This window comes from Pseudonocardia sp. EV170527-09 (assembly GCF_008369905.1).
Classification (GTDB): Bacteria; Actinomycetota; Actinomycetes; order Mycobacteriales; family Pseudonocardiaceae; genus Pseudonocardia.
The window spans coordinates 1-22,715 of record NZ_VRMC01000088.1 but is presented as its reverse complement, the minus strand read 5'-3'; the positions used below and the strand labels follow the sequence as shown (position 1 = coordinate 22,715).

Genomic DNA, 22,715 nt, shown 5'->3' with positions numbered 1-22,715 from the left:
AGGACAGAGCACTGTCCCCGGTCCCGGCAGCCGTGTCATGATCGCGCCCGGGCCAACGACACGTCAGGTCGTCCATCAACCGACACCACAGCCCGTCCCCGGACACCCGCACCTGCTGCTCGGCAGGGACCACCCACCCGGGCAGCGGACCGATGCTCTGGCTCATGGGGCGAGTATGCGACCGAGCACCGACAGAACCGCGACAACACCGTGGGGCTCCGCCCCACACCCCGGCCCTCGCCGGGCAGGCAGGTCTCCGAGATGGGCGCCACCCCCGGCCCGCTGCGGTCCGGTCGTGGGAGGCGGTGGTTCGCGCCATCGCGACGACCTCCCAAAGGGCTATCACACCCAGACCAGGGGGCAAGCCTGACGAGGTGGCCGGGTCGCAGCCGGCGCCCAACCCCGGGTCGCCGGCTGTAGGTGGTCAAGTGCGCGGGGCGGTTGCCCCCTGCTCTGTGCGTGATCGGGCTGCGCCAGGTCGACGAGATGGCGCGAGCCACCACAGTAGGAGGAACGCGACTCAGGCTCGGCGCTCGTCTCTCACGGCGATCCTCGAGACAGAGTGGACGGATGACACCGCCCGACCGCGGCCACCCGGACGTGCGGACTTCCCTCCGGCCGGACGACCGAGCGCCATGATCGGGTAAGCCACTAATCAGGGGCTGTGAGCGCGGTGCTGAGCCTCGACGTTCCCGATCTTGATCGTGTCGATCGCACCATCCGCAAGCGCAGCGAGGTCGACGACCTGCTCTACGGCATCCGTACCGCCCGCATCTCGGCCAACTGCTGGGCCGACACCGCGGCGCTGGCCCCGTGTTCCTGTCCATCCGACGCGGACCCGACGACACCACGCGCTCCGTCCAGGTCTACCCCGACAGCCGCTGAAGTTCTCACCGTTAGGTTCTGGTTCTCGTCGGGCCGTTCTACCGGCGGGTCGAGGTCATCGTGACACCCCGTGTGACCCAATAGCCCTGCGCACTGTGGTTCCGACTGTGCACCGTGGGACGGTCCCCGTGCATGGATTAGCAGGTCAGCGCACGGTGTGCCCGACGTGGACGGTCTTGTAAGCGGTAGGTCGTCGGTTCGATCCCGACCTCCGGCTCCAGTTCTGAACAGCGGAAACGCTCGGATCCTCGAGCCTGCGGCGCGCAACGTGGAGTCATGCGTCGTGCGAGCGGGTCCTGCTCGCCGGCTCGCGGCGGCCGGGTCGACCGTTTTCATCCCATTCGCGACGCAACGAGGAAGAACCCCGGGCGTGGGTCCAGCCGCGACGAATCCAGGCATCGACGACGAGAATCGTCCGCACGACCTCGCCGGCATGGTCATCGCCACGACGCCGACCGCCGCGGGCGGGGTGCTCGCCATTGCGGAGCCCTGACGAACGACGTCCTGAACCGACTGATCATCACTGTGGTGGTTTCCGCGGTCGTGGGGAGCGTCGTGTTGGTGCAACGCCGACGCGATCGATCCTGACCTTCGATCCGTACGCCGGGGCCCGATCATGTCGTCTGAGGTGATGCGGGCGGAGATGCTCGGCGATGTCCGGATCCGGATGGGAACGGCACACTGCGGCTCGGTCCGCCGCTGGAACAGTTCCTGATGGCCGCACTCCTGGTGAACAGGGGCCGGCGACCCGCATCCGGTGCCGCAGGCGTCCGGGCGCTGGCCGGCCGTCACCCCGGCCGCTCGGGCGGGCTCGGCACCCGGAGCGGTCGTGTGTCGTCCGCCGCCCGGGCGCCTGCGGTCACCCGGCAGTGATCTCCAGGCCGGCCGGCGAGCCGGCGAGCGCCGCCTTGAGGGCGCGGCTGGGGTCGTCGACCAGCACTTCCTCGTCACCGGCCACGACGCCGTCGAGGATGGCGCGGGCGACCTCGGGTGCACCGATCTTCGCCACGTCGAGGTCGGCGACCATGTCCGTGTCCATGAACCCCAGGTGCACTCCGACCACCTGTGTGCCCTGGCTCCGCAGCTCGGCCCGTGCGCCGTTGGTGAACGACCACGCGGCCGCCTTGGTCGCCGCGTAGGACCCTGCGAACGGCAGAGCAGCCCAGGACAGGGCGGAGAGGACGGTCACCAGGGCGCCGCCACCCCGGCGTGCGAGCACCGGCGCGAAGGCCCGGGTCACGGCCACCGGCCCCCAGAAGTTGGTCTCCATCTCGGCCCGGGCGCGTTCGGGATCGGCGTGCAGCAGCGATCCCGCCCCGCTGACCCCGGCGTTGTTGATGACGAGGTCCACGTCGCCGGCGCGCTGCGCGGCCTCGTGGATCGCCACGGAATCGGTGACGTCGAGGCGCAGCGGGACCACCCGGGGATCCTCGTGCCGCAGGCCGCGCGGGTCGCGGGTGGCGGCGTAGACCGTGCCCGCTCCGCGGGCGAGCAGCTCGGTGACCAGTGCCGCGCCCAGGCCACGGTTGGCGCCGGTGACCAGCGCGTTGGCCCCGGAGACGATCATCGGACGATCCGCTCGACGATGGTGGCGTTCGCGGTGCCACCGGCTTCACACATGGTCTGCAGGCCGTAGCGCCCGCCGGTCTGCTCGAGCACCCCGACCAGGGTCGTGGCCAGCCGGGCGCCGCTGGCCCCGAGCGGGTGGCCGATGGAGATCGCGCCGCCGTTCACGTTGACCTTCGCGGGATCCGCGCCGGTCTCGGCGAGCCAGGCCAGCACGACCGAGGCGAACGCCTCGTTGACCTCGAAGGCGTCGATGTCGTCCAGCGAGAGCCCGGCGCGCGCGAGCACCTTCGCCGTCGCCGGGATGATGCCGGTGAGCATGTGGACCGGGTCGTCGCCGGTGACGGTCGCCGTGTGGACGCGGGCCCGAGGGGTCCAGCCGTGCGCGGCGGCGATCTCGGAGGTGGTGACGAGCAGCGCGGCGGCGCCGTCGTTGTACGGGTTGGCGTTGCCGGCGGTGACGGTCCAGTCGATGGGGCCGAAACGCTCGGTCCACCGTGGGTCGGCGAAGGGTGTGCGCAGCCCGGCGAGCGCCTCGGCCGTCGTGTCCGGCCGGATCGTCTCGTCGGTCTCCAGCTGACCGACGGTCCCGTCGGGGCCGGTGGTCTTGAGCGGGGCGACCTCGCGGGCGAATCGCCCGTCGGCCCAGGCCGCGGCGGCCCGCTGGTGGCTGGTCAGGGCGAACTCGTCGAGCTGGCTGCGCGAGAACCCCCACCGTCGGGCGATGAGTTCGGCACTCACACCCTGAGGGATCAGCCCCGGTGCGTAGCGGGTGGCGACCGACGGCCCGGACACGTCCTGGGCGACTCCGTCGACGCGGGTCTGGCTGCCGATCGGGATGCGGGACATCGACTCCACCCCGGACGCGATCGCGATGTCGTACGCACCGGCGACGACACCCTGTGCGGCGAACGACAGGGCCTGCTGGCTCGACCCGCACTGCCGGTCCACGGTGGTGCCCGGCACCGATTCGGGGAACCCCGCGGCGAGCGTGGCGAACCGGGTCGTGTTGCCGCTCTGCTCGCCCACCTGTCCGACGGCTCCACCGATGACGTCGTCGATCTCCGCCGGATCGAGCTGTGCGCGATCGACCAGCGCCCGTAGTACGTGTGCATGCAGCTCCACCGGGTGCACCCCGGCGTAGGCGCCGTCGGCCTTGCCCTTGGCCAGAGGGGTTCTGACCGTTTCGATGATGACTGCGTCTCTCATGGCTCTCCTCCGGTGGACCGATCGGTCCTGGACCGATCGGTCCGTATCGTGCCCCCGTCGTACCGGCCGGGTCAAGCAGCGTCTGCGCGACGGACGGCGAGGTGCTAGTACCAGCAGTGGCGGGTGGTAATCGGCGTCGGCGACCTCGGTCGACGGGGAGAGGCGGCGACTGGACCCGTCTGTTCGTTCCTTCATCGATCGCGTTCACAGGGGAGCATGATCGGTGAAGGCACTTGACATAGGCAAAATGGGAACGACTATGTTGAAGTCAACGGGGGTGGTCGGTCCGGACCACCCCAACCACCGGAACGAGGTTCGGCGATGACGCAGAGCACGTCCGTGACCACGCTCGTCGTGCACGGCTTCCTCGACGACGGCGCGGTGTGGGATCCCGTTCTCGACTCCCGGACGCGCCGATCGCCCGCCGTCGTCGCCGAGCTGGCAGGCATGGCCGGACGTCCTGACGCGGCCGGGCCCTACACACTCGCCCGGCACACCTCCGACGTCGTCGACCTCGTCGACAGCACGACCGGCCCCCTGGTCCTGGTGGGCCAGAGCCTCGGTGCCCAGATCGTCGAGCTCGTCGCGACGCAGCGGCCGGACCGTGTCGCCGGGTTGGTCCTCGTCGCACCGGTCCCGCTCGCCGGTACCCGGCTCCCGGCCGACGCCGTGGCGCCGTTCAAGGCCCTCGGCGGCGACGCCGACGCGCAGCGCGCCGTGCGCCGCCGGCTCTCCGACGCGTTCCCCCGGGCCGAGCTCGACCGGCTCGGCGCGGCCGGGAAGCGGATCTCCGCCGAGGCGTGCTCGGCCACCGTCGACGCGTGGAACGACGGGGATCCTGCGGGCGCGGCAGCGTCGGAGGTCACCGCTCCCGTCGTCGTCCTGCGCGGTGGACGGGATCCGTTCATCACCGCCGAGCTCCTCGACGCCCATGTCCTGGCGCGGTTCCCGCACGCGTCGGCGGCCGCCGTGGCCGACGCGGGCCACTGGCCCCACGTCGAGCGCCCCGGAACGGTGGCGGCCTACCTCGACGAGCTCGTGGACCGCGTCTCGGAACCGACCCGGGGGAGCGGGGGCGGCAACACCGCCCACGGAGTGTCCGAGCAGGGCTGGACGAGGGCTTTCGCGCGGCACAGCGCGACCGCCTTCAGCGAGGCGCTCGCGCCGGACGTGGTGTTGCGTGCCTCGGTACTGCGGACACCGGTCGAGGGCCGCGACGACGTCGCGGCGGTGATGGGTGCGGCGAGCGGCATCTACACGTCCCTGGTGTTCACCCACGAGGTACGCCACGGCGCACGGACCTACCTCGAGTGGGACGCCACGCTGCACGACGGGACGGAGGTCAGCGGCGTCACCCGGCTGGTGGCCGACGAGGACGGCCGACATGTCGAGATCGCCATCCACCACCGGCCCCTCGACGGTGCACTGCGGTTCTCCGACGAGCTCGGCCGGCGCCTCGAGGGCCGCATCGAGCGCGACCGTTTCCACCGCGCATGAGCACCGGCAACGGGTTCCGGCGCGAGGACGTCGAGTTCACTGCCGACGACGGCACCGTGCTGCGGGGCTGGCTCCACCTGCCCGACGGACCCGGGCCCCACTCGGCGATCTCGATGGCCCACGGCTACGCCGGCACCCGCTACCACGGCATCGAGCGGTTCGCCGAGGCCTTCGCCGTCGACGGCCACGCCGTCCTGCTGCACGACCACCGCGGCTTCGGTGCCAGCGGCGGGGTACCCCGCCAGGACGTCGACCCCTGGACCCAGATCGCCGACTGGCGACGGGCCCTGTCCTTCCTCGAGTCCCGCCCCGAGGTCGACGCCGACCGCCTCGGACTCTGGGGCACCAGCTACGCCGGCGGACACGCCCTGGTCCTCGGGGCGACCGACCCCCGGCTCCGCGCGGTGGTCGCACAGGTCCCCACCATCAGCGGGGCCGAGCAGACCCGTCGCCGGGTCCGGCCGGAGGACCTCCCCGCCTTCCATGCCGGCCTCCTCGACGACGAACGCGCCCGTGCGGCAGGCCGGCCGGCGGGGCGCCGCGCGATCGTCTCGACCGACCCCGACACGCCGGCCTCCTACCGCGCCCCGACGCCGTGGCGTTCTACCTGCAGGACGTGCCCGGCGGGGTCTGGGCCAACGAGGTGACGGTCCGCTCCACGCTCGCCGCGACCACCTACGAGCCCGGCGTGTACGTCGACCGGGTCAGCCCGACGCCCCTGCTGATGGTCGTCGCCACCCACGACACCGTCACCCTCACCGACACGGCCCTGGCGGCCTACGAACGCGCGCGGGAACCCAAGCGCCTGGTGCTGGTCCCCGGCGGCCACTTCGACCCCTACCTCGCCGGGTTCGACGCCGCGTGCGGCGCCGCCCGCACCTGGTTCGCCGACCATCTCGCCCCCCGGAAGGACTGACGATGTCCCACGTGTCCGTCACCACCGCCGACGGCGTCGCGACGCTGGTGCTGCACAACCCGCCACAGAACCGCATCGGCACCACCATGGTCGACGAGCTCGACGCCGCGCTCACCGAGATCGCCGCCGGCGACGCCCGCGCCGTGGTCCTGCGCGCCGAGGGCCCCGACTTCAGCTTCGGCGGCGACATCGAACCCTGGCCCCACTGGGGACGCCGTGAGATGCGCGCGCACTTCGAGCACTTCCTGCAGACGTTCAACCGCTTCGAACGCCTCCCGCTCCCCACGGTCGCCGCGGTGCAGGGCCTGTGCTTCGGCGGTGGGCTCGAACTCGCCGTCCGCGCCGACCTGATCATCGCCGGCCGCACCGCCCGGTTCGGGCACCCGGAACAGTCGATCGCCATCGTCACCCTGCTCGGCGGTGTCTACCGGATCGCCGAGCACGCCGGCCGCTCCCGGGCGATGCGCTGGGCGCTGACCTCCGAGCAGGTCCCCGCCGCGGAGATGGAGCGGTTCGGCGTCGTGGACCGGGTGGTGGACGACGAGACCCTCCACGACGAGGCCGCCGCGCTCGCCGCCCGGGTCGCCGCCGGCCCCACGCTCGCCCACGCGGCCCACAAGAGCCTCCTGCGGACCTGGGCCGTCGGCGGCGTCGCCGCGGCCGACGAGGCCATCTTCGACGTCGCGATCCCACTGTTCGACAGCGCCGACACCCGGATGGCGATCCCCACCGCCGTCGAGGCACTGCACGCGGGCCGTCCGCGCCCGGCGATGTCGTTCGAGGGACGCTGACGATGACCGATCTCCTGCACGTCGACGTCCACGTCAGCCCGTCGATCCCCACCGCGATCACCGACCTGCCGCCCGACCTCGACGTCCGGGTCTGGTCGCCCATCGCCACCACGCTCATCGGCAGCGCGATCGAGCTCTACCACGCCATGCGCACCCGGCACCCGGACCGGATCAACCCCGGCGCGCTCTGGGGCTCCGCCCGCGCCGCATTCCCGACGGAGACCCGCACATGATCATCGACACCGCCGAGCTGGATGCCACCGAGGCCTACAAGCTGCTCATCGGCAGCATCGTGCCCCGGGCGATCGCGTGGGTCAGCACCGTCTCGACCGACGGCGTCGCCAACCTCGCACCCATCTCCTTCTTCACCGCCGTCGGGCGCAGGCCGCCGATGGTGTCGCTGACCATGCAGCCCCGCAGCACCGGGGAGCTCAAGGACACCTTCACCAACATCCGCGACACCGGTGAGTTCGTCACCAACCTGGTCTCCCTGCCCCAGGCCCATCAGATGCACCGCACCGCCCACGAGTTCGCCCCCGAGGTGGACGAGTTCGAGGCCGTCGGACTCGCCAAGGCACCCTCGGAGGTCGTGGCGGCCCCCCGGGTCCGCGATGCCCCCATCCACTTCGAATGTCGCGTCGACCGGATCATCCCGGTCGGCGACCTCGACGACCACGTCGTGTGGGGCGTCGTCGAACGGGTGCACCTGCGCGATGACCTGTACCTCGACCGCGGCCGGGTCGACACCGCGGCGCTGGCGCCCGTGGGCCGCCTCGCCGCCGAGTACACGCTGGTCGAGAACGTCTTCACCACGCCGCTCGACGACGCCGTGCTCCGCGGCCGCGGCGGGCGGATGCGCCGGCTCGACGAGCACGACACCACCTTCAGCCCGATCGAGACCGACGCCTGGTCACCGTCGGGCTCGGTGCGCACCGAAGGCTGACGGGCCACCGGGAGCTGGTGGCCCGGATGCCCGACGGCCGGGGCGTGCTGTCAACCGTGCTCGGCGTCGGCCGCCTCCAGCGCCGCGCGCCGCCGTGCTCTGGAGGCGCGCAGGTTCACCGCGTTCCCGCAGACCCGCACGTCGTGCCAGGCGCCGCTGTTGTTGCGGGACCGGTCGTAGAACGCGACCGCACACCGTTCGTTGCGGCAGGTCTTGAGCCGGCGCCAGCTGTCGGCGCGCTGGGCTTCGAGCACCTCGACGAGGAACTGGCCCACCACGGTGCGCCACCCCTGCCCGCGCGGTCGCAGGACCACCGAGCCGTCGGCGGCCAGCACCAGGCCGACCGACGCGCTGCGCAGGTACTCGTCGTCGGCCGCGCCCTGACCCCGATCCGGGGCGGAGACCACGGCCCGCAGGTCGGCGCGCAGTGCCTGCAGCTCCTCCAGGCCACGGTCGTCGAGCACCGCCGTCGGTAGGGACCGGCCGGTGGTCGCGGTCCAGTCCGACAGTGCCGAGTCGAGCCAGGTCCGCGCGCTGTCGAGCTCCCCGAGCAGATCCGGCTGACGAGGGCGACCTGCCGGGATGGTGTTCAGCAGGTCCTGTACCAGGGCCAGGCCGCCGTCGGCGACGGCGGTGTCGTAACGCGACGTGGCGGTCCAGGGCATGGCACGAGTCTAGCGCAGCGCTCCTAGTACGACGTAGGCGAATAGGGAAAGCATGCATCGTTTCCTTCGCATCCGAGGGTAGAAGTAGCTGACATGGACTTACCTCCGCCTCCTTCTGGACGTAAGCTAGCGCTGTTTGCATGCGTCGATCCGAGTGGAGCTGAGCCATGAGCCGCCAGGACGCCCTGATCACCGCCGACTGGGCGGAGGAGAACCTCGGCACGCCCGGTGTGGTGTTCGTCGAGGTCGACGAGGACACCACCGTCTACGACGGCGGGCACATCCCCGGTGCCGTCCGGATCGACTGGAGGACCGAGCTGCAGGACCAGGTCCGTCGCGACGTCGTCGACCGGGCCGGCTTCGAGGCGCTGCTCTCGGCCAAGGGAATCGCGAACGACGACACGGTGGTGCTCTACGGCGGCAACAACAACTGGTTCGCCGCCTACGCCTACTGGTACTTCACGCTCTACGGCCACCCGGCGGTGAGACTGCTCGACGGCGGCCGCAAGAAGTGGGAGCTCGACGGGCGCAGGCTCGACACCGCTGTGCCGGCGCGCCCGCGGACGACCTACACCGCGCGTGAACAGGACCGCTCGATCCGAGCCTTCCGCGACGAGGTCGTCGACGCGATCGGAACGGCGTCGCTGATCGACATCCGTTCGCCCGAGGAGTACGCCGGTCGGCTGCTGGCCCCCGCGCACCTCCCCCAGGAGCAGGCCCAGCGTGGCGGGCACATCCCGGGGGCGGTGAACATCCCGTGGAGCCGCGCGGTCGCCGAGGACGGCACGTTCAAGTCCGACGACGACCTGCGGGCGCTCTACGGGGGGTGCGGGCATCGACCGCGACACCGGGGTCATCACCTACTGCCGCATCGGCGAGCGCTCCTCGCACACCTGGTTCGCCCTGCACGAGCTCCTCGACCACCCCGAGGTGAAGAACTACGACGGGTCCTGGACCGAGTACGGCTCACTGGTCGGGGTACCCGTCCAGACCGGCGACGAGCGGGGCTCCGCCGTCGCTCCGTCCCGGGCGTGACGACGCCGATGAGGACCCTGGTGCTCGGCGCCGGTGCGACCGGTGGCTACCTCGGTGCGCGGCTGCTCGCCGCGGGCCGCGAGGTCACCTTCCTGACCCGCCCGGCCACTGCCGACCGGCTGTCCCTCGAGGGGCTGCAGATCCGCGGGGTCGACGAGGTGACCCACTCCCACCTGCTCCCGTCGGTGGTGACCGTTGACGAGCTGCGCTCCCCGTACGACCTGGTCGTCGTGGCGGTGCGCGGCAACGCGCTGCCGGACGCGGTGAAGGACGTCGCCGCCGCGGTGGGACCGCGCACCCAGGTCGTGCCGCTGCTCAACGGGATGGCACACCTGGACACGCTGGTCGACGCCTTCGGTGCCGGAGCGGTGCTCGGGGCGACCGCCCGGCTGGCGGCCACCCTGCTGCCGCACGGCGTGATCATCGAACAGGCGGTCGGCGCCACGCTGGAGCTCGGACGTCCGGGAGCCCCGGGCGAGGACCCCGCGGTCGAGGCGGTCCGCCGCGAACTCTCCGTCGACGGGATCGCGGTGCGCGTCGTCGAGGACATCCGTTCCGCGATGTGGGCGAAGTGGGTCTTCATCGCCGCGAGCACGGTGCTCACGTGTCTGGGCGGCGCCCGGGTGGGGGACGTCGCGGCGGCCCCGGGTGGACCGGGCCTCGTCGACGCCGTGGTCACCGAGCTCTCCGCCGTCGCCGGGGCCGACGGCCACGCCGGCGACCCCGCAGCGCTCGTGCGCGGTCTCTCCGACCCGAGCTCGGGGTTCGTGCCGTCGATGACCCGCGAGCTGTGGGCCGGGCGACCGGTGGAGGTCGAGGTCCTCGACGAGCTCGCGGCCCTCGCCCGACGCCGAGGGCTCGCCGCACCGCTGCTCGACGCGGCGCGGGTGCGCCTGCGGCTCGGCCGTGAGCCGCAGCCGGGAGGCTGAGCGGTGGCGGCGGGAGCCGTCCGGTGGGTGCCGTGGCGTCGACCGGGCCGCGCGTCGTGGCCGGACCGTCGGCCCGATATGGCACCCGGGCGAGGATCAGCGGCGCACCGTGGCCCGCCGTGCCGCGGCCCCGCGGTGCCGTGGCCGACCGGGGGCCCCGTGCCGGGATCGGGTGACCGGCCCGGCCGCGGAGACGCCGCCTCGGATACAGGGGGGTCAGCTGGGCTGTGTCGGCGCCCGGCACGCGATGTAGTGGAGCCATGACAACACTCGACACGGCGCCGGCTCCCACGAAGAGCGGGCCCGCACCCGTCCTGGACGGGAAGCGCCCGCCGGGCGAGATGTTCCTGGTGGGGCTCTTCGTCGTCCTGCCGACCCTGGCGCTGCTCGCGGCCGTCCCCCTCGCCTGGGGGGGCGGGATTCCTGGGCTGGACCGACGTCGTGCTGGCTGTCGTCTTCTACTACGTGAGCTGCCTCGGCGTCACGGTCGGGTTCCACCGCTACTTCACCCACGGTGCCTTCAAGGCGACGCGCCCGCTGCGGATCGCGCTGGCGATCGCGGGCAGCCTGTCGCTGCAGGGCAGCGTGCTCGACTGGGTCGGCGACCACCGCCGCCACCACGCGTTCTCCGACAAGGAGGGCGACCCGCACTCGCCGTGGCTCTACGGCACCGGCCCGATGGCCCTGGTCAAGGGCTTCTGGCACGCCCACCTCGGCTGGCTGTTCGAGCGGGACCTCACCAACATGAAGCGGTTCGCGCCGGACCTGCTCACCGACCGCGACATCGCGCGCGTCGACAAGGCGTTCCCGCTGATCGTCGTCGCGAGCCTGCTCGGCCCGGCGCTGCTCGGCGGCCTGATCACGATGTCCTGGTGGGGCGCGTTGACCGCGCTGTTCTGGGCGGGCTTCGTCCGCGTCGCGGTGCTGCACCACGTGACCTGGTCGATCAACTCGATCTGCCACATCTGGGGCGAGCGCCCCTTCGCCTCCCGTGACAAGTCCGCCAACGTCTGGTGGCTGGCCGTGCTGTCCTGCGGCGAGTCCTGGCACAACCTGCACCACGCCGACCCGACCTGCGCCCGGCACGGCGTGAAGAAGGGTCAGATCGACATCTCCGCCGTGGTCATCCGCGGCTTCGAGAAGGCGGGCTGGGCGACGAACGTCCGCTGGCCCACCACCCGTCGCCTGGAGCGCCTCGCGGCGAAGTGATGACGTACGGCGCCGCCGGCGGGACCCCCGCCGGCGGCGTCGCGTGCGAGGATCGCGGCGTGGCCACGACCTTCGCGCTGATCTACACCTACACCGACGACACGGAGCTGCGGGACGCCACGCGCGCCGCGCACCGTGACTATCTGCGCCCCTTCGCCGAGGACGGGACGATGCTCGTCGCCGGCGCCTGGGCCCCGGGCGAGGATCCGGGCGGCCTGCTGATCTTCCGGGCCGAGGACCGGGCCGCCGTCCAGACTATCGTCGACAACGACCCGTTCTCCACGGCAGGCGTCGTGGCCCGCGCCGAGATCCGCGAGTGGGCGCCGCCACTGGGCCCGTTGGCTGGGGCGCTGACCGGGCAGGCGTAGCCACCCCCCCGCACCACGACGGCGGACGGCCCGGGACCGATCTCCCGGGCCGTCCGCCGTCGTCGTTCCCGGAGTCGCGGGCACCGGTCGGGCAGAAAATCTTGACAAGTGTCCAGATTCCCGCCACGGTCGTCGCTGTCCGCAACGGTGCAGATCCGGGGAGCCGCGATGTCGCTGACCTTCTATCTCGACAAGGGCGCCTCGCTGGACCCCGCGGCGCCCTGTCTGACCCTCGACGGCACCTCGCTGTCCTACGGCGAGGTCGTCGACCTCTCGCACGCCGTCGCGCGGGCCCTGCGACGCTCGGGCGTCGCCCCCGGCGACAAGGTCGGCATCCTGTCGGCGAACGACCCGACCGCGTTCTCCTGCGTGTTCGGCATCGCCCGGGCCGGGGCGGTCTGGTGCCCGATCAACCCGCGCAACGCGGCCGGGGAGACCGCCGAGCTCCTGGACCTGTTCGACTGCACCACGCTGATCTTCCAGCCGTCCTTCGACGACCTCGTCACCACGATCGCTCCGGATCTCCCGCAGCTGCGGACACTGGTCCGTCTCGGCGCGGGAACCGACCGAGCGCAGGGCTTCGACGCCTGGCTCGACGCCGCCCGCGACGACGCGTCCGCCGAGGCCGCGCCGCCCGAGGAGATCGTGGCGCTGGTCGGCACCGGCGGCACCACCGGACGTCCCAAGGGCGTGCTGCTGACCGACCGCAACGTCGAGACGATGTCGGCGATCACGCTGATGAGCTACCCCTTCGACGAGCGCCCGGTCTACCTCGCGCTGGCCCCGCTCACGCACGCCGCGGGCGTGCTCTGCTTCCCGGTGATGGCCCGCGGCGGCGAAGTCGTGATCATGCCGAAGCCCGACGTCGGGCGGTTCCTGGAGCTGATCGAGACGCACCGGGTCACACACACGTTCCTGCCGCCGACGCTGATCTACATGGTGCTGGGCCACGAGGCGCTCGACACGACGGACCTGTCGTCGCTGCAGTGCTTCTGGTACGGCGCGGCCCCGATGTCGGTGGCGCGGCTGGCCGAGGCGCTGGACCGGATCGGGCCGATGGCTCAGCTGTTCGGCCAGTCCGAGGCGCCCATGATGATCTCGACGATGTCGCCCGCCGAGCACCGCCGTCCCGACGGGAGCATCGCCACCGAGCGGCTGGCCTCGGCCGGACGGCCGTCGCCGCTGGTCGTCGTGGCGATCCTCGACGAGCAGGGCAGGCCGGTCCCGCGTGGCGAGCGTGGCGAGATCTGCGTGCGCGGGTCGCTGGTCATGGCGGGCTACTACCGCAACCCCGAGGCGACGGCGGAGGTGTCGGCGCACGGCTGGCACCACACCGGCGACATCGGCCGGCTCGACGACGACGGGTTCCTCCACATCGTCGACCGCGCCAAGGACATGGTCATCTCCGGCGGGTTCAACGTGTACTCCGCCGAGGTGGAGCAGGCCCTGATGGCGCACGACGCCGTCCGGGACTGCGCCGTGGTCGGCCTGCCCGACGAGAAGTGGGGCGAACGGGTCACCGCGGTGGTCCAGCCCCAGCCCGGTGCCGAGATCGACACCGAGGAGCTGGTCGCGTTCGTCAAGGCGCGCATCGGTTCCGTGAAGGCCCCCAAGCAGATCGAGATCTGGAGCGATCTCCCGCGCTCGACCGTGGGCAAGGTCCTCAAGAACGAGATCCGCGTCACACTCTCCGTCAGTGACACCGCCGGCGACATCGTTGGCGACATCGCTGGCGATACTGTCATGCCGCAAGGAGGCAGCATCACATGAAGCTCGCTCTGTACCTCCCCAACTTCCGTGACCTGGTCACGGTCAAGGAGCTGGAGGACCTCACCGCGCTCGCCGAGGAGCTCGACTTCGACTCGGTCTGGACGCTGGACCGGATCGTCGTCCCCGAGAAGTCCGACCGCCAGGAGCTGGAGTACTCGTTCGGCATGATGGAGGGGCTGCCGAACGGCCTGCCCGTGTCCTCGCGCGGCAGGTGGTTCCAGGGCTACCCACTGATCCCGTGGCTCGCCGCGAAGACCACCAAGGTCCGCATCGGCATGAGCATCATCGACACGCCGTTCCGCTCGCCCGGCGTCCTCGCCGCGGAGCTGGCGACCATCGACCACCTCTCCGGCGGCCGGCTCAACGTCGGCGTCGGCTCCGGCTGGATGCCCGAGGAGTTCGCCGCGGCGAGCGCCACGGACATCTTCCCGAGGCGGCACAAGCACGTGCGCGAGTCGATCGAGATCATGCAGGGCATCTGGGACAAGAACGCCGACCACTACGAGTTCCACGGCGAGTTCGCCGACTTCGACGCCTGCGGCTTCGGGCACAAGCCGCTGCAGGACCCGCGCCCGCCGATCTTCATGAGCGGCCTCAAGGACCCGCTGCGCTCGGCGCGCCGGATCACCAAGTACGACCTCGACGGCTGGATCGGCATCCAGGACTCGCCCGAGCGCCTCGCCCAGTGGATCACCGCCATCGACGAGCAGTTCGAGAAGATCGGCAGCCCCAAGCGGGCCAAGGACCTGGAGATCTGCTCGATGATCTGGACGGTCATCACCGACGAGGAGGTCGACCAGACCGTCAACGGCGTCGCCTCGAACCTGCTGGTGGGGACGGAGAAGCAGCTCACCGACCGGCTCAAGGCGTACAAGGAGGTGGGGATGACCATGCCGCTGATCTGGCCGCCGTTCGCCGACGTGCCGGTGGCGAAGACGCTCGACGACCTGAAGCGGATCAAGAACGACATCATGCCGAAGGTGCTCGCCTCCTGAGGCTCCCGGGCCGGGTCGCGGGCTGACCGCGGCACCGGATCGCCGCACCGGACCGCAGCACCGCAGCGCAGCGCCGTGTCGGCGGGCCCACCTCACCGGGTGGGCCCGCCGACACGCGGGACGTCCGTACGGAGGAGACACCGATGACCGACGTCCTCTGGACCCCGTCGGCGGAGCGCATCGAGCGGTCCGCGCTGCGCGCCTACCTCGACTGGCTGGCCGAGCGGGAGGGGCGCCCGTTCGACGACCACGACGCCCTGCACGCCTGGTCGGTCGCCGACGTCGACCGGTTCTGGTGCTCGGTCGTCGACCACTACGGCGTCGCGTTCTCCACGCCGTACACGCAGGTCCGCACCACCGACCCGATGCCGCACGCCCGCTGGTTCACCGGCGCGCGGCTGGACTGGGCCGAGCACGCGCTGCGCCACGGCGCCGACGACGACACGGCCCTGGTGTGTGTGCGCGAGGGCGGCGCCCCTGCCCGGGAGATCACCTGGTCACGGCTGCGCCGGTCGGTCGCCGCCGCCGCGGCCTGGCTGCGCCGCGCCGGTGTCGCGCCCGGTGACCGGGTCTGCGCCTACCTGCCCAACACCGAGCACGCGGTGATCGGCCTGCTCGCCGCGGCCGCGGTCGGCGCGGTGTGGTCCTGCTGCTCGCCCGACTTCGGCGCCGAGGGCACCATCGGCCGGCTCGCCCAGCTCGAACCGACCGTCCTGATCGCCGCCGACGGCTACCACTGGAACGGCACGGTCGTCGACCGTGGCGACGTCGTCGCCCGGCTGCGGGAGAGCCTGCCGACCGTGCGGCACGTCGTGCACGTCGGCTACGCGGTCGACCGGCCCGCTCCGGAGGGCAGCACGCCGTGGGCGGAGCTGCTGGCCGTCGACGCGGAGCCGGAGTTCGCGCAGGTGGAGTTCTCCCACCCGCTGTGGGTGCTGTTCACCTCCGGCACCACCGGCCTGCCCAAGGGGCTGGTCCACGGCCACGGCGGCATCACCCTCGAAGGGCTCAAGTGGTCCGGGCTGTACTGCGGACTGCGCACCGGCGAGCGGATGTTCACCTACACCTCCACCGGCTGGGCGCTGTGGAACATGCAGCTCGGCGCGCTCGGCCAGGGCGCGTCGATCGTGCTCTACGAGGGCAGCCCCGGCCACCCGCCGGGCGCGGTCTGGGAGGTCGCCGCCCGGACCGGCGCCGACGTCGTCCTCCTGGGGGCGGCGGTGGTCACCGCGACGGCGAACAGCGGCGTCTCCCCGCGCGCCGACCACGATCTGTCCCGGGTGCGGCACGTGATGGTCAGCGGCTCGGCGCTGCCGCCCGCCGGCTACGACTGGCTGTACTCCCACGTCTCGCCGGACCTGCGGGTCGACTCCACCAGCGGCGGCACCGACATCTCCGGCTCCTTCGTCGGGGCGAACGAGTACTCCCCGGTGCGGGCCGGGCGGATCGGCGGGCGCCTGGCCGGGGTCGACTGCGCCGCCTGGGACGACGACGGGAATCCGGTCGTCGACGAGGTCGGGGACCTGGTGGTCACCCAGCCGATGCCGTCCATGCCGGTGCACCTGTGGAACGACCCCGGCGCGCGGCGCTACACCGACTCCTACTTCGACACCTGGCCCGGCGTCTGGCGGCACGGTGACTGGGTGACCGTGCACGGCGACGGCAGCGTCTCCATCCACGGCCGCTCGGACTCCACCCTCAACCGCCACGGCGTGCGGCTGGGCACCGGCGACTTCTACGACGTCCTGGAGACGATGGAGGAGATCACCGAGGCCCTCGTCGTCGGCGTGGACCTCCCCGACGACGGGTACTGGCTGGGCCTGTTCGTCGTCCCCGCCGCGGGGCATCCGCTCGACGACGACCTCCGGGCGACGATCGTGACCACGCTGCGGACCCGGTTGACCGCCCGGCACGTGCCGGACGAGATCGTCGAGGCGCCCGCGGTGCCGCACACCCTGTCCGGCAAGCGGCTGGAGGTGCCGGTCAAGAAGCTGATGGCCGGGCGTCCGCTGGAGAAGGCGGCGAACGTCGCCTCGGTCGACGACCCCGACGTGCTGCGCTGGTACGCCCGGTTCGCCGCCGAACGGCGGGCCTGACCGTGCGCCTGGGCGCGACGCTCGCGCACCTGTCCGATGCGCCGCCCCACCCGGTGGTGCCGTGGGCGCGGCGCCTCGCCGACGCGGGGTTCGCCCACCTCTGGGCGCCGGAGATCATCGGCCGCGGCCGGCTCGTCCCGGACCCGTTCGTCGCGCTCGCCGCCGCGGCCGGGGCCACCGACGGCGTCGGGCTGGCGACGGGCACCGTGCAGGTCCCGCTGCACCACCCCGCGGAGCTGGCGCACCGGATGCTGTCGTTGCAGGCCGTCTGCGGGGACCGGCTGGCCCTGGGCATCAGCCCCGGCTCCACCCGTGACGACTACGCCACCCTCGACCGTGACCACCGCACCCGTTTCCGGATCTTCGACGAGAATGTGGCCCGACTCCGCGACCTGCTGGAACACGGCCACGACGACCACGTCCGGCTCGCCGATCCGCCGGCCGCCCGCCCACCCCTGCTGCTCGGCTCGTGGGGCGCGAACGTCGAGAAGGCGGCCCGGTGCTTCGACGGCTGGCTCGCCTCGGGCTACCGCACCACCCCCGCGGAGATGATCGAGGCGCTGGGACGTTACCGGGCCGCCGGCGGGCGCCGCGCCGTCGCCTACGCCCTGCCGGTCCCCGCGGGGACCGATCTCGGGCGCCTGGGCGAGACGCTGCACCGCTACGCCGAGGCGGGGTTCGACGACGCCGTCGTGGTCATCGAGCCGGACGGGCCGGACCCGGAGCGGGTCCGGGCGCTGCTGGCGTAGGGCCTGGTCGGATCCTGGCCGGCGCCGGGTCTCAGGCGCGTTCGACGTGTGCGCGCACCGCGGTGCCGTCGTCGGAGACCCAGCCCTTGCTCCGGGCGTAGCCGAGCATGCCGGCCAGGTCATCCTCCCAGCCCGGGCCGACCCGACCGGCGGCGAGCCTGCGGACGGCGTCCACCCGGACCAGGACGTGCTCGCCGTCGTCGGAGACCTCGCCGAGCCCGGTGCTGCGCACGGTGTCGGCGAGCTCCCCGTCGGCCAGTCCCTCGGTGGCGACGACGTGGAACGCGCGCACGTCACCCGGGTCGACGAGCTCGACGTCACCCGGGGTGATCCGGAAGTACATCCGTCGAGGCTAACCCGTGCGTACGTGCGGTGGCCGGTTCCGCGCCGCCGCGACCGGGGTCAGCCCGCGAGCTTCCCGGCGACGGTGACCACGCGGGTGGCGAGGTGGTCGAGCGCGGCATTCTCGGCGTCGCCGAGCGGGGCGTCGTTGTTCGCCCCGGTCACGTGCGAGGCGCCGTAGGGGTTGCCGTCGACGAACTTGGTCGGGTCGGTGTAGCCGGGTGCGACGACGATCCCGCCGAAGTGGTGGATCGTGTTGTACAGGGCGAGCAGGGTCGACTCCTGGCCGCCGTGCAGGGTCTGGCTGGAGGTGAACCCGGCGTAGACCTTGTCGGCGAGCAGGCCCTGGCCCCACTGCGGGCCGAGCGAGTCGATGAAGGTCTTCAGCTGACCGGCGATGTTGCCGTAGCGGGTGGGGGAGCCGAACAGGACGGCGTCGGCCCACACGATGTCGTCGGCGGTGGCGGCGGGGACCTCGGGGGCGGCCTCCGCGTGTGCGGCCTGCGCCTCGGTGGCCTGGCGCTCGCCGGTGGTCGCCTCGCGGGCGACGCGACGCAGGCGCACCTCGGCGCCCGCCTTCTCGCCGGCTGCGGCGGCCCGGTGGGCCATCGCGTCGACGGTGCCGGTGGCGGAGTAGTAGACGATGGCGAGCTTGACGGTGCTCATGGTTCCTCCGTGGGGTTCGGGGAGGAGCCCGGTACGGCGTCGGACCCGGCTCGGTACGCCGACGGCGTTCCCGTTCGGGGCGACCGGCATGCCTGCCGGTCGCCCCCGTCACGGTGACGCCGGGTCAGCTCGTCGAGCCGCCCAGCGCGTCCTTGACGTTGCCGGCCGCGTCCTTCAGCTTCTCGCCGGCGTCCTTCAGCGACGCCTTCGACTGCTCGGCCTTGCCCTCGACCTGCAGCTCGCGGTCGCCGGTGGCCTCGCCGGTCTTCTCCTTGGCGACGCCCACGGCGTTCTCGGCCTTGTTCTTGACCTTGTCGGTGAACGACATGACTACCTCCTCGGTGGACTGTGCGTGGGAGGGCACCAACCCGCCGGTCCTCACGGGCATGTGACGCAGGACACCGGAAACGCGGGGTGGCTGCCCGGTGCGGGCGCCCTCACGACCGGTCCGGGGCCGCCGCGCGTTCGTCGATCCGGGCCTGGATGCCGGCGTCGGAGCAGAAGCCGCGACCGTGGCGCTTGAGGCAGAGCAGCCCGAGCAGGCGTCCGGAGCCGTCGACCACGGCGACCCGTCGCCGTCCGGTATCGGCCATGGCTGCCCAGGTCGAGGCCAGGTCGTCGCCGGCGCGGGCCACCCGCCCGTCGAGCGTCCCGAGGGGCGCGACGGGCCGGTCGGGGGCCGCTCCGATCAGGTCGGCCCGGTCGACGACGGCGAGCAGCCGCCCGGCGTCGAGGACCAGCAGCGAGTGCACCTTGGGCCGTTCGAACGCCGCCCACGCCTGCGCGACGGTCGTCGCGGGTCCGCAGGTCTTGGGGAAGGTGTGCATGGCCGCTGCCACACGCACCCCGTCCGGTGCGGTGCTCGGTGCGGTGTTCGGCGCGGTGTTCATGGCGGACCTCCCCTCCCGCACGGGTTACCCGGACTCACTCCGGCCGGAACACGGCCAGGGCGGTGGCCAGCATCGAGTAGTACCCGGTCAGCCACACCAGCGCCGCGAGCGTGTCACGGCCGAGCGCGTCCAGCGCGGTCGCGTAGGCGCCGTCGCCCAGGTCGTGCCGGGTGAGCAGGGCGCGGACGGTGGTCAGCGCGACCCGCTCGGCCTCGTCGAGACCGTCGGGGACACCGCCGTCGAGCAGGGCCTGCAGCTGCGGGCCGGTCAGCCCGGTGTCGCGGGCGAGGCCCTCGTGCGCGGACCACTCGAACGCCGAGCCGTGGTGCACGGCGACGGCGAGCACGGCCAGCTCGCGCAGCCGCGGCGGGAGGTCGTCGTCGGTGCGCAGGGCCGCGCCGACCTGCTGGACGGCGTCGCCGATGCGCGGAGAGAACAGCATCGTCGCGAACGGGCCGAGCAGCCGGTCGGCGTCGTCGACCAGCGGGACCCTGGCCTGCGCGCGGCGCGGGCCGGTCGCGATGCGGGCGTGCAGCGCGGCGCGCTCGGGATCGAGCCCGGCCGGGTCCGACGGCGCGGTCCGCGGGTGGGCCGGCGGTCGCGGCCTGCCACGCAGGTCGGCGGGCGTCGTGGCGTCGCTGGTCGTCACCGGTCCAGGCTACGGACGCCGACGGCGGGCCCCCGGCGTGACGCCCGTCTCCTGGACGATCCGCCCAGCTGTCTGGGCGCACCGGCCCCCCGATCTGGGGCACATGCGCAGGTCGTGCTGGGCCGGTTGCGCAGATGGCACGGCCCACGGTGTCCTCGCTGCACACCAGCGAGGAGATGGAGGCGCGGGATGGCTCTGCCCGAGTGGGACGGCGAACTGACCTCGGTCCGGTACGACCGGGAGACGGGCGCGTGGTTCGTGATCGGGGTGCATTCGACCCGGCTCGGCCCGGCGTCCGGCGGGACCCGCGCGATGGTCTACCCCTCGCCCGACGACGCCGTCGCCGACGCCCGCCGCCTCGCCGGGGCGATGACGCTGAAGATGGCCGCCGCAGGCCTCCCGATGGGCGGTGGCAAGTCGGTGATCGCGCTCCCGGTCCCGCGCGCCGAGCTCGACGACAGGACCTGGCGGCGCATCCTGGAGATCCACGCCGCCAACCTGGAGCTGCTCGGCGGGAACTACACCACCGGCCCGGACGTCGGGACCTGCTCGGCCGACATGGACGTGCTCGCCGGTCTGACCCCGCACGTGTTCGGCCGCTCGGTCGCGGCGGGCGGGCCCGGCTCGTCCGGCCCGATGACCGCCCTCGGGGTGTTCGCCGCGATCCGCGCCGGAGCCGCGGAGGCCGGGTTCGACGGCGTCGACGGGCTGCGGGTGCTGGTCCAGGGGCTCGGGGCGGTCGGCGCCGACGTCGCCCGGCTCGCTGCCGACGCGGGGGCCAAGCTGATCGTCACCGACGTCGACCCGGCCCGCTGCGCCGCGGCCGCCGACGAGCTGGGCGCCGAGGTGGTCGACACCGCAGCGGTGACCACCCGCGCGTGCGACGTGCTGGTCCCGTGCGCCACCGGCGGGTTGATCACCGCCGAGGTCGCCGCGACCGTCCCCACCGCGGTGATCGCGGGTGCGGCGAACAACCTGCTCGCCGACCCGTACGCTGCCGATGTCCTGCGCCGGCGCGGGATCACCTACGCCCCGGACTTCGTCGCGAACGCCGGTGGGGCCATCCACCTGGTCGGCCGCGAGGTGCTCGGCTGGAGCGCTGCCGCCGTCGCGGACCGGACCCGCGCCATCGGCGACACCCTGGCCGGGATCTTCGCCGACGCCCGCGCACACGGCACCACCACGGTCACCGCGGCGGAGAACCTGGCAGCACGCACGTTGACGGGAGAGCACTGATGGACATCCTCACCGACTCCGAGAAGCTCGCCGACCTCGACGCCGCCGCCCTGCGCCGTCTGGTCGGCCTCGTCGAACACGACGACTCCGCCGACCCGTTCCCGGTCACCGGCTGGGACGCCGTGGTCTGGGCCGTCGGCAACGCCACCCAGGCCGCGCAGCTCTACCAGGTCGTCTACGGCATGGAGCTCGTCGCGTACTCCGGACCGGAGACGGGCAACCGCGACCACCACTCCTACGTGCTGCGCTCGGGCGCGGTCCGGTTCGAGCTGCGCGGCGCCGTCGACCCGGACAGCCCGCTCGCCGACCACCACCGTCGGCACGGCGACTCCGTCGTCGACATCGCCCTCGAGGTCCCCGACGTCGACCGCTGCATCGCCCACGCCCGAGCCCAGGGCGCCACCGTGCTCGTCGAGCCGCACGACACGACCGACGAGCACGGCACCGTGCGCACCGCCGCGATCGCCACCTACGGCGACACCCGGCACACCCTGGTCGACCGGTCCCGCTACGCCGGTCCCTACCTGCCCGGCCACGTCGCCCGCGGCTCGTCGGTGGCCCGGCCCGCGGACGCGCCGCGGCGGGTGTTCCAGGCGCTCGACCACGTCGTCGGGAACGTGGAGTACGGGCGGATGGACCACTGGGTGGACTTCTACCACCGGATCATGGGCTTCACGAACATGGCCGAGTTCATCGGCGACGACATCGCGACCGACTACTCGGCGCTGATGAGCAAGGTCGTCGCGTCGGGCAACCACCGGGTGAAGTTCCCGCTCAACGAGCCCAGCCCGGGTCGGCGGAAGTCCCAGATCGACGAGTACCTGGACTTCCACCGCGGCCCCGGTGCCCAGCACCTCGCGCTCGCGACGAACGACATCCTCGGCGCCGTCGACGTGCTGCGCTCCCGCGGCGTGGAGTTCCTCGACACCCCGGCCGCCTACTACGAGGACCCGGAGCTGCGGGCCCGCATCGGGTCCGTGCGGGTGCCGATCGCCGAGCTGCAGTCCCGCGGGATCCTCGTCGACCGCGACGAGGACGGCTACCTGCTGCAGATCTTCACCAAGCCGATCGGGGACCGGCCCACGGTGTTCTTCGAGCTCATCGAGCGGCACGGCTCGCTCGGCTTCGGCAAGGGCAACTTCAAGGCGCTGTTCGAGGCGATCGAGCGGGAGCAGGAGCGCCGCGGCAACGTCTGAGGGGCCTGTGCAACGAACGGTGGTTCCGGCCCGACACGCCGGACCTCAGCGTCCGGCGGGATGGGCACTGTGAGTGATGACATCAGACCCTATGGGCTCTGCTGAGAACGAGA

The 22,715-nt window shown here is 72.6% G+C and carries 24 protein-coding genes and 2 pseudogenes; 18 read left to right on the top strand and 8 right to left on the bottom strand.

All coding sequences use genetic code 11. The annotated features are described in order from the left end of the window. The first annotated feature begins 664 nt into the window (after positions 1-664). Together FVA95_RS22680 and FVA95_RS33535 are read left to right on the top strand one after the other, a co-directional pair. Positions 665-949, top strand: a complete 285-nt coding sequence (locus FVA95_RS22680) for a hypothetical protein (RefSeq protein WP_149665960.1) — start codon at positions 665-667, stop codon at positions 947-949. Positions 950-1,255: 306 nt separating this feature from the next. Next, positions 1,256-1,378, top strand: a complete 123-nt coding sequence (locus FVA95_RS33535; protein WP_255474672.1) for a hypothetical protein — start codon at positions 1,256-1,258, stop codon at positions 1,376-1,378. A gap of 366 nt (positions 1,379-1,744) precedes the next feature. On the opposite strand, the gene FVA95_RS22675 is transcribed toward FVA95_RS33535, so the two are convergent. Next, complete coding sequence (locus FVA95_RS22675; protein WP_149665959.1) at positions 1,745-2,452, bottom strand: SDR family oxidoreductase; 708 nt, start codon at positions 2,450-2,452, stop codon at positions 1,745-1,747. Then, positions 2,449-3,660, bottom strand: coding sequence for a thiolase family protein (locus FVA95_RS22670; RefSeq protein WP_149665958.1), 1,212 nt, complete (start codon positions 3,658-3,660; stop codon positions 2,449-2,451). The genes FVA95_RS22675 and FVA95_RS22670 overlap by 4 nt, the downstream gene beginning before the upstream one ends. Positions 3,661-3,981: 321 nt before the next feature. Here FVA95_RS22670 and FVA95_RS22665 point away from each other — a divergent pair, with 321 nt between their 5' ends. From FVA95_RS22665 to FVA95_RS22645, 6 genes are read left to right on the top strand one after another with little or no spacing between them, the layout of a single operon-like run. After that, complete coding sequence (locus FVA95_RS22665) at positions 3,982-5,157, top strand: alpha/beta fold hydrolase (protein ID WP_149665957.1); 1,176 nt, start codon at positions 3,982-3,984, stop codon at positions 5,155-5,157. Continuing rightward, complete coding sequence (locus FVA95_RS22660; RefSeq protein ID WP_205015945.1) at positions 5,154-5,804, top strand: alpha/beta hydrolase; 651 nt, start codon at positions 5,154-5,156, stop codon at positions 5,802-5,804. The genes FVA95_RS22665 and FVA95_RS22660 overlap by 4 nt, the downstream gene beginning before the upstream one ends. After that, the gene (locus tag FVA95_RS32180; RefSeq protein ID WP_205015944.1) at positions 5,753-6,073 is read left to right on the top strand and encodes an alpha/beta hydrolase; all 321 of its coding nucleotides are present in this window, start codon (positions 5,753-5,755) and stop codon (positions 6,071-6,073) included. The genes FVA95_RS22660 and FVA95_RS32180 overlap by 52 nt, the downstream gene beginning before the upstream one ends. Before the next feature lie 2 nt (positions 6,074-6,075). Continuing rightward, on the top strand, positions 6,076-6,864 hold the full coding sequence (locus tag FVA95_RS22655) for an enoyl-CoA hydratase/isomerase family protein (RefSeq protein WP_149665956.1): 789 nt from the start codon (positions 6,076-6,078) through the stop codon (positions 6,862-6,864). Positions 6,865-6,866: 2 nt separating this feature from the next. Continuing rightward, the gene (locus FVA95_RS32175) at positions 6,867-7,097 is read left to right on the top strand and encodes a hypothetical protein (protein WP_205015943.1); all 231 of its coding nucleotides are present in this window, start codon (positions 6,867-6,869) and stop codon (positions 7,095-7,097) included. Continuing rightward, complete coding sequence (locus tag FVA95_RS22645; protein WP_149665955.1) at positions 7,094-7,807, top strand: flavin reductase family protein; 714 nt, start codon at positions 7,094-7,096, stop codon at positions 7,805-7,807. The genes FVA95_RS32175 and FVA95_RS22645 overlap by 4 nt, the downstream gene beginning before the upstream one ends. A gap of 50 nt (positions 7,808-7,857) precedes the next feature. Here the strand turns inward: FVA95_RS22645 and FVA95_RS22640 are convergent, their stop codons facing one another. After that, positions 7,858-8,472, bottom strand: a complete 615-nt coding sequence (locus tag FVA95_RS22640; RefSeq protein WP_149665954.1) for a CGNR zinc finger domain-containing protein — start codon at positions 8,470-8,472, stop codon at positions 7,858-7,860. Positions 8,473-8,639: 167 nt separating this feature from the next. On the opposite strand from FVA95_RS22640, the pseudogene FVA95_RS22635 reads away from it, so the two are divergent. From FVA95_RS22635 to FVA95_RS22600, 8 genes and pseudogenes are all read left to right on the top strand, one after another. After that, positions 8,640-9,507: pseudogene (locus FVA95_RS22635) on the top strand (sulfurtransferase). Positions 9,508-9,515: 8 nt separating this feature from the next. After that, positions 9,516-10,436 (top strand): 2-dehydropantoate 2-reductase, encoded by a 921-nt coding sequence (locus FVA95_RS22630; protein WP_240051673.1) that lies wholly within the window; start codon positions 9,516-9,518, stop codon positions 10,434-10,436. A gap of 260 nt (positions 10,437-10,696) precedes the next feature. Continuing rightward, positions 10,697-11,645 (top strand): annotated as a pseudogene (locus FVA95_RS22625) (acyl-CoA desaturase). Between the two features lie 59 nt (positions 11,646-11,704). Next, the gene (locus FVA95_RS22620) at positions 11,705-12,013 is read left to right on the top strand and encodes a YciI family protein (protein WP_149665952.1); all 309 of its coding nucleotides are present in this window, start codon (positions 11,705-11,707) and stop codon (positions 12,011-12,013) included. A gap of 168 nt (positions 12,014-12,181) precedes the next feature. Further along, positions 12,182-13,783: a long-chain fatty acid--CoA ligase gene (locus FVA95_RS22615; RefSeq protein ID WP_149665951.1), complete on the top strand. Its 1,602-nt coding sequence runs from the start codon at positions 12,182-12,184 to the stop codon at positions 13,781-13,783. After that, positions 13,780-14,778, top strand: coding sequence for an LLM class flavin-dependent oxidoreductase (locus FVA95_RS22610; RefSeq protein ID WP_149665950.1), 999 nt, complete (start codon positions 13,780-13,782; stop codon positions 14,776-14,778). The genes FVA95_RS22615 and FVA95_RS22610 overlap by 4 nt, the downstream gene beginning before the upstream one ends. Positions 14,779-14,921: 143 nt before the next feature. Continuing rightward, positions 14,922-16,874 (top strand): acetoacetate--CoA ligase, encoded by a 1,953-nt coding sequence (locus tag FVA95_RS22605; RefSeq protein ID WP_149665949.1) that lies wholly within the window; start codon positions 14,922-14,924, stop codon positions 16,872-16,874. A gap of 2 nt (positions 16,875-16,876) precedes the next feature. Continuing rightward, entirely contained in the window at positions 16,877-17,623 is a 747-nt protein-coding gene (locus FVA95_RS22600) for an LLM class flavin-dependent oxidoreductase (RefSeq protein ID WP_149665948.1), read from the top strand. 31 nt (positions 17,624-17,654) lie between these two features. Here the strand turns inward: FVA95_RS22600 and FVA95_RS22595 are convergent, their stop codons facing one another. The 5 genes from FVA95_RS22595 to FVA95_RS22575 all read right to left on the bottom strand — a co-directional run bounded on the left by FVA95_RS22595 (position 17,655) and on the right by FVA95_RS22575 (position 20,170). After that, entirely contained in the window at positions 17,655-17,966 is a 312-nt protein-coding gene (locus FVA95_RS22595; protein ID WP_149665947.1) for a hypothetical protein, read from the bottom strand. Between the two features lie 59 nt (positions 17,967-18,025). Further along, positions 18,026-18,631 (bottom strand): NAD(P)H-dependent oxidoreductase, encoded by a 606-nt coding sequence (locus FVA95_RS22590; RefSeq protein WP_149665946.1) that lies wholly within the window; start codon positions 18,629-18,631, stop codon positions 18,026-18,028. Positions 18,632-18,755: 124 nt separating this feature from the next. Further along, a complete protein-coding gene (locus FVA95_RS22585; RefSeq protein ID WP_020621565.1) occupies positions 18,756-18,959 on the bottom strand; it encodes a CsbD family protein in 204 nt (67 codons plus the stop codon). 109 nt (positions 18,960-19,068) lie between these two features. After that, positions 19,069-19,521: a CBS domain-containing protein gene (locus FVA95_RS22580; protein WP_149665945.1), complete on the bottom strand. Its 453-nt coding sequence runs from the start codon at positions 19,519-19,521 to the stop codon at positions 19,069-19,071. Between the two features lie 34 nt (positions 19,522-19,555). After that, positions 19,556-20,170, bottom strand: coding sequence for a carboxymuconolactone decarboxylase family protein (locus tag FVA95_RS22575; RefSeq protein WP_149665944.1), 615 nt, complete (start codon positions 20,168-20,170; stop codon positions 19,556-19,558). A gap of 189 nt (positions 20,171-20,359) precedes the next feature. Here FVA95_RS22575 and FVA95_RS22570 point away from each other — a divergent pair, with 189 nt between their 5' ends. Both FVA95_RS22570 and hppD read left to right on the top strand, forming a co-directional pair. Next, positions 20,360-21,406 (top strand): Glu/Leu/Phe/Val dehydrogenase dimerization domain-containing protein, encoded by a 1,047-nt coding sequence (locus tag FVA95_RS22570; protein ID WP_149665943.1) that lies wholly within the window; start codon positions 20,360-20,362, stop codon positions 21,404-21,406. Beyond that, complete coding sequence (gene hppD, locus FVA95_RS22565) at positions 21,406-22,602, top strand: 4-hydroxyphenylpyruvate dioxygenase (protein WP_149665942.1); 1,197 nt, start codon at positions 21,406-21,408, stop codon at positions 22,600-22,602. Before FVA95_RS22570 ends, hppD begins: the two co-directional genes overlap by 1 nt. Positions 22,603-22,715 lie beyond the last annotated feature (113 nt).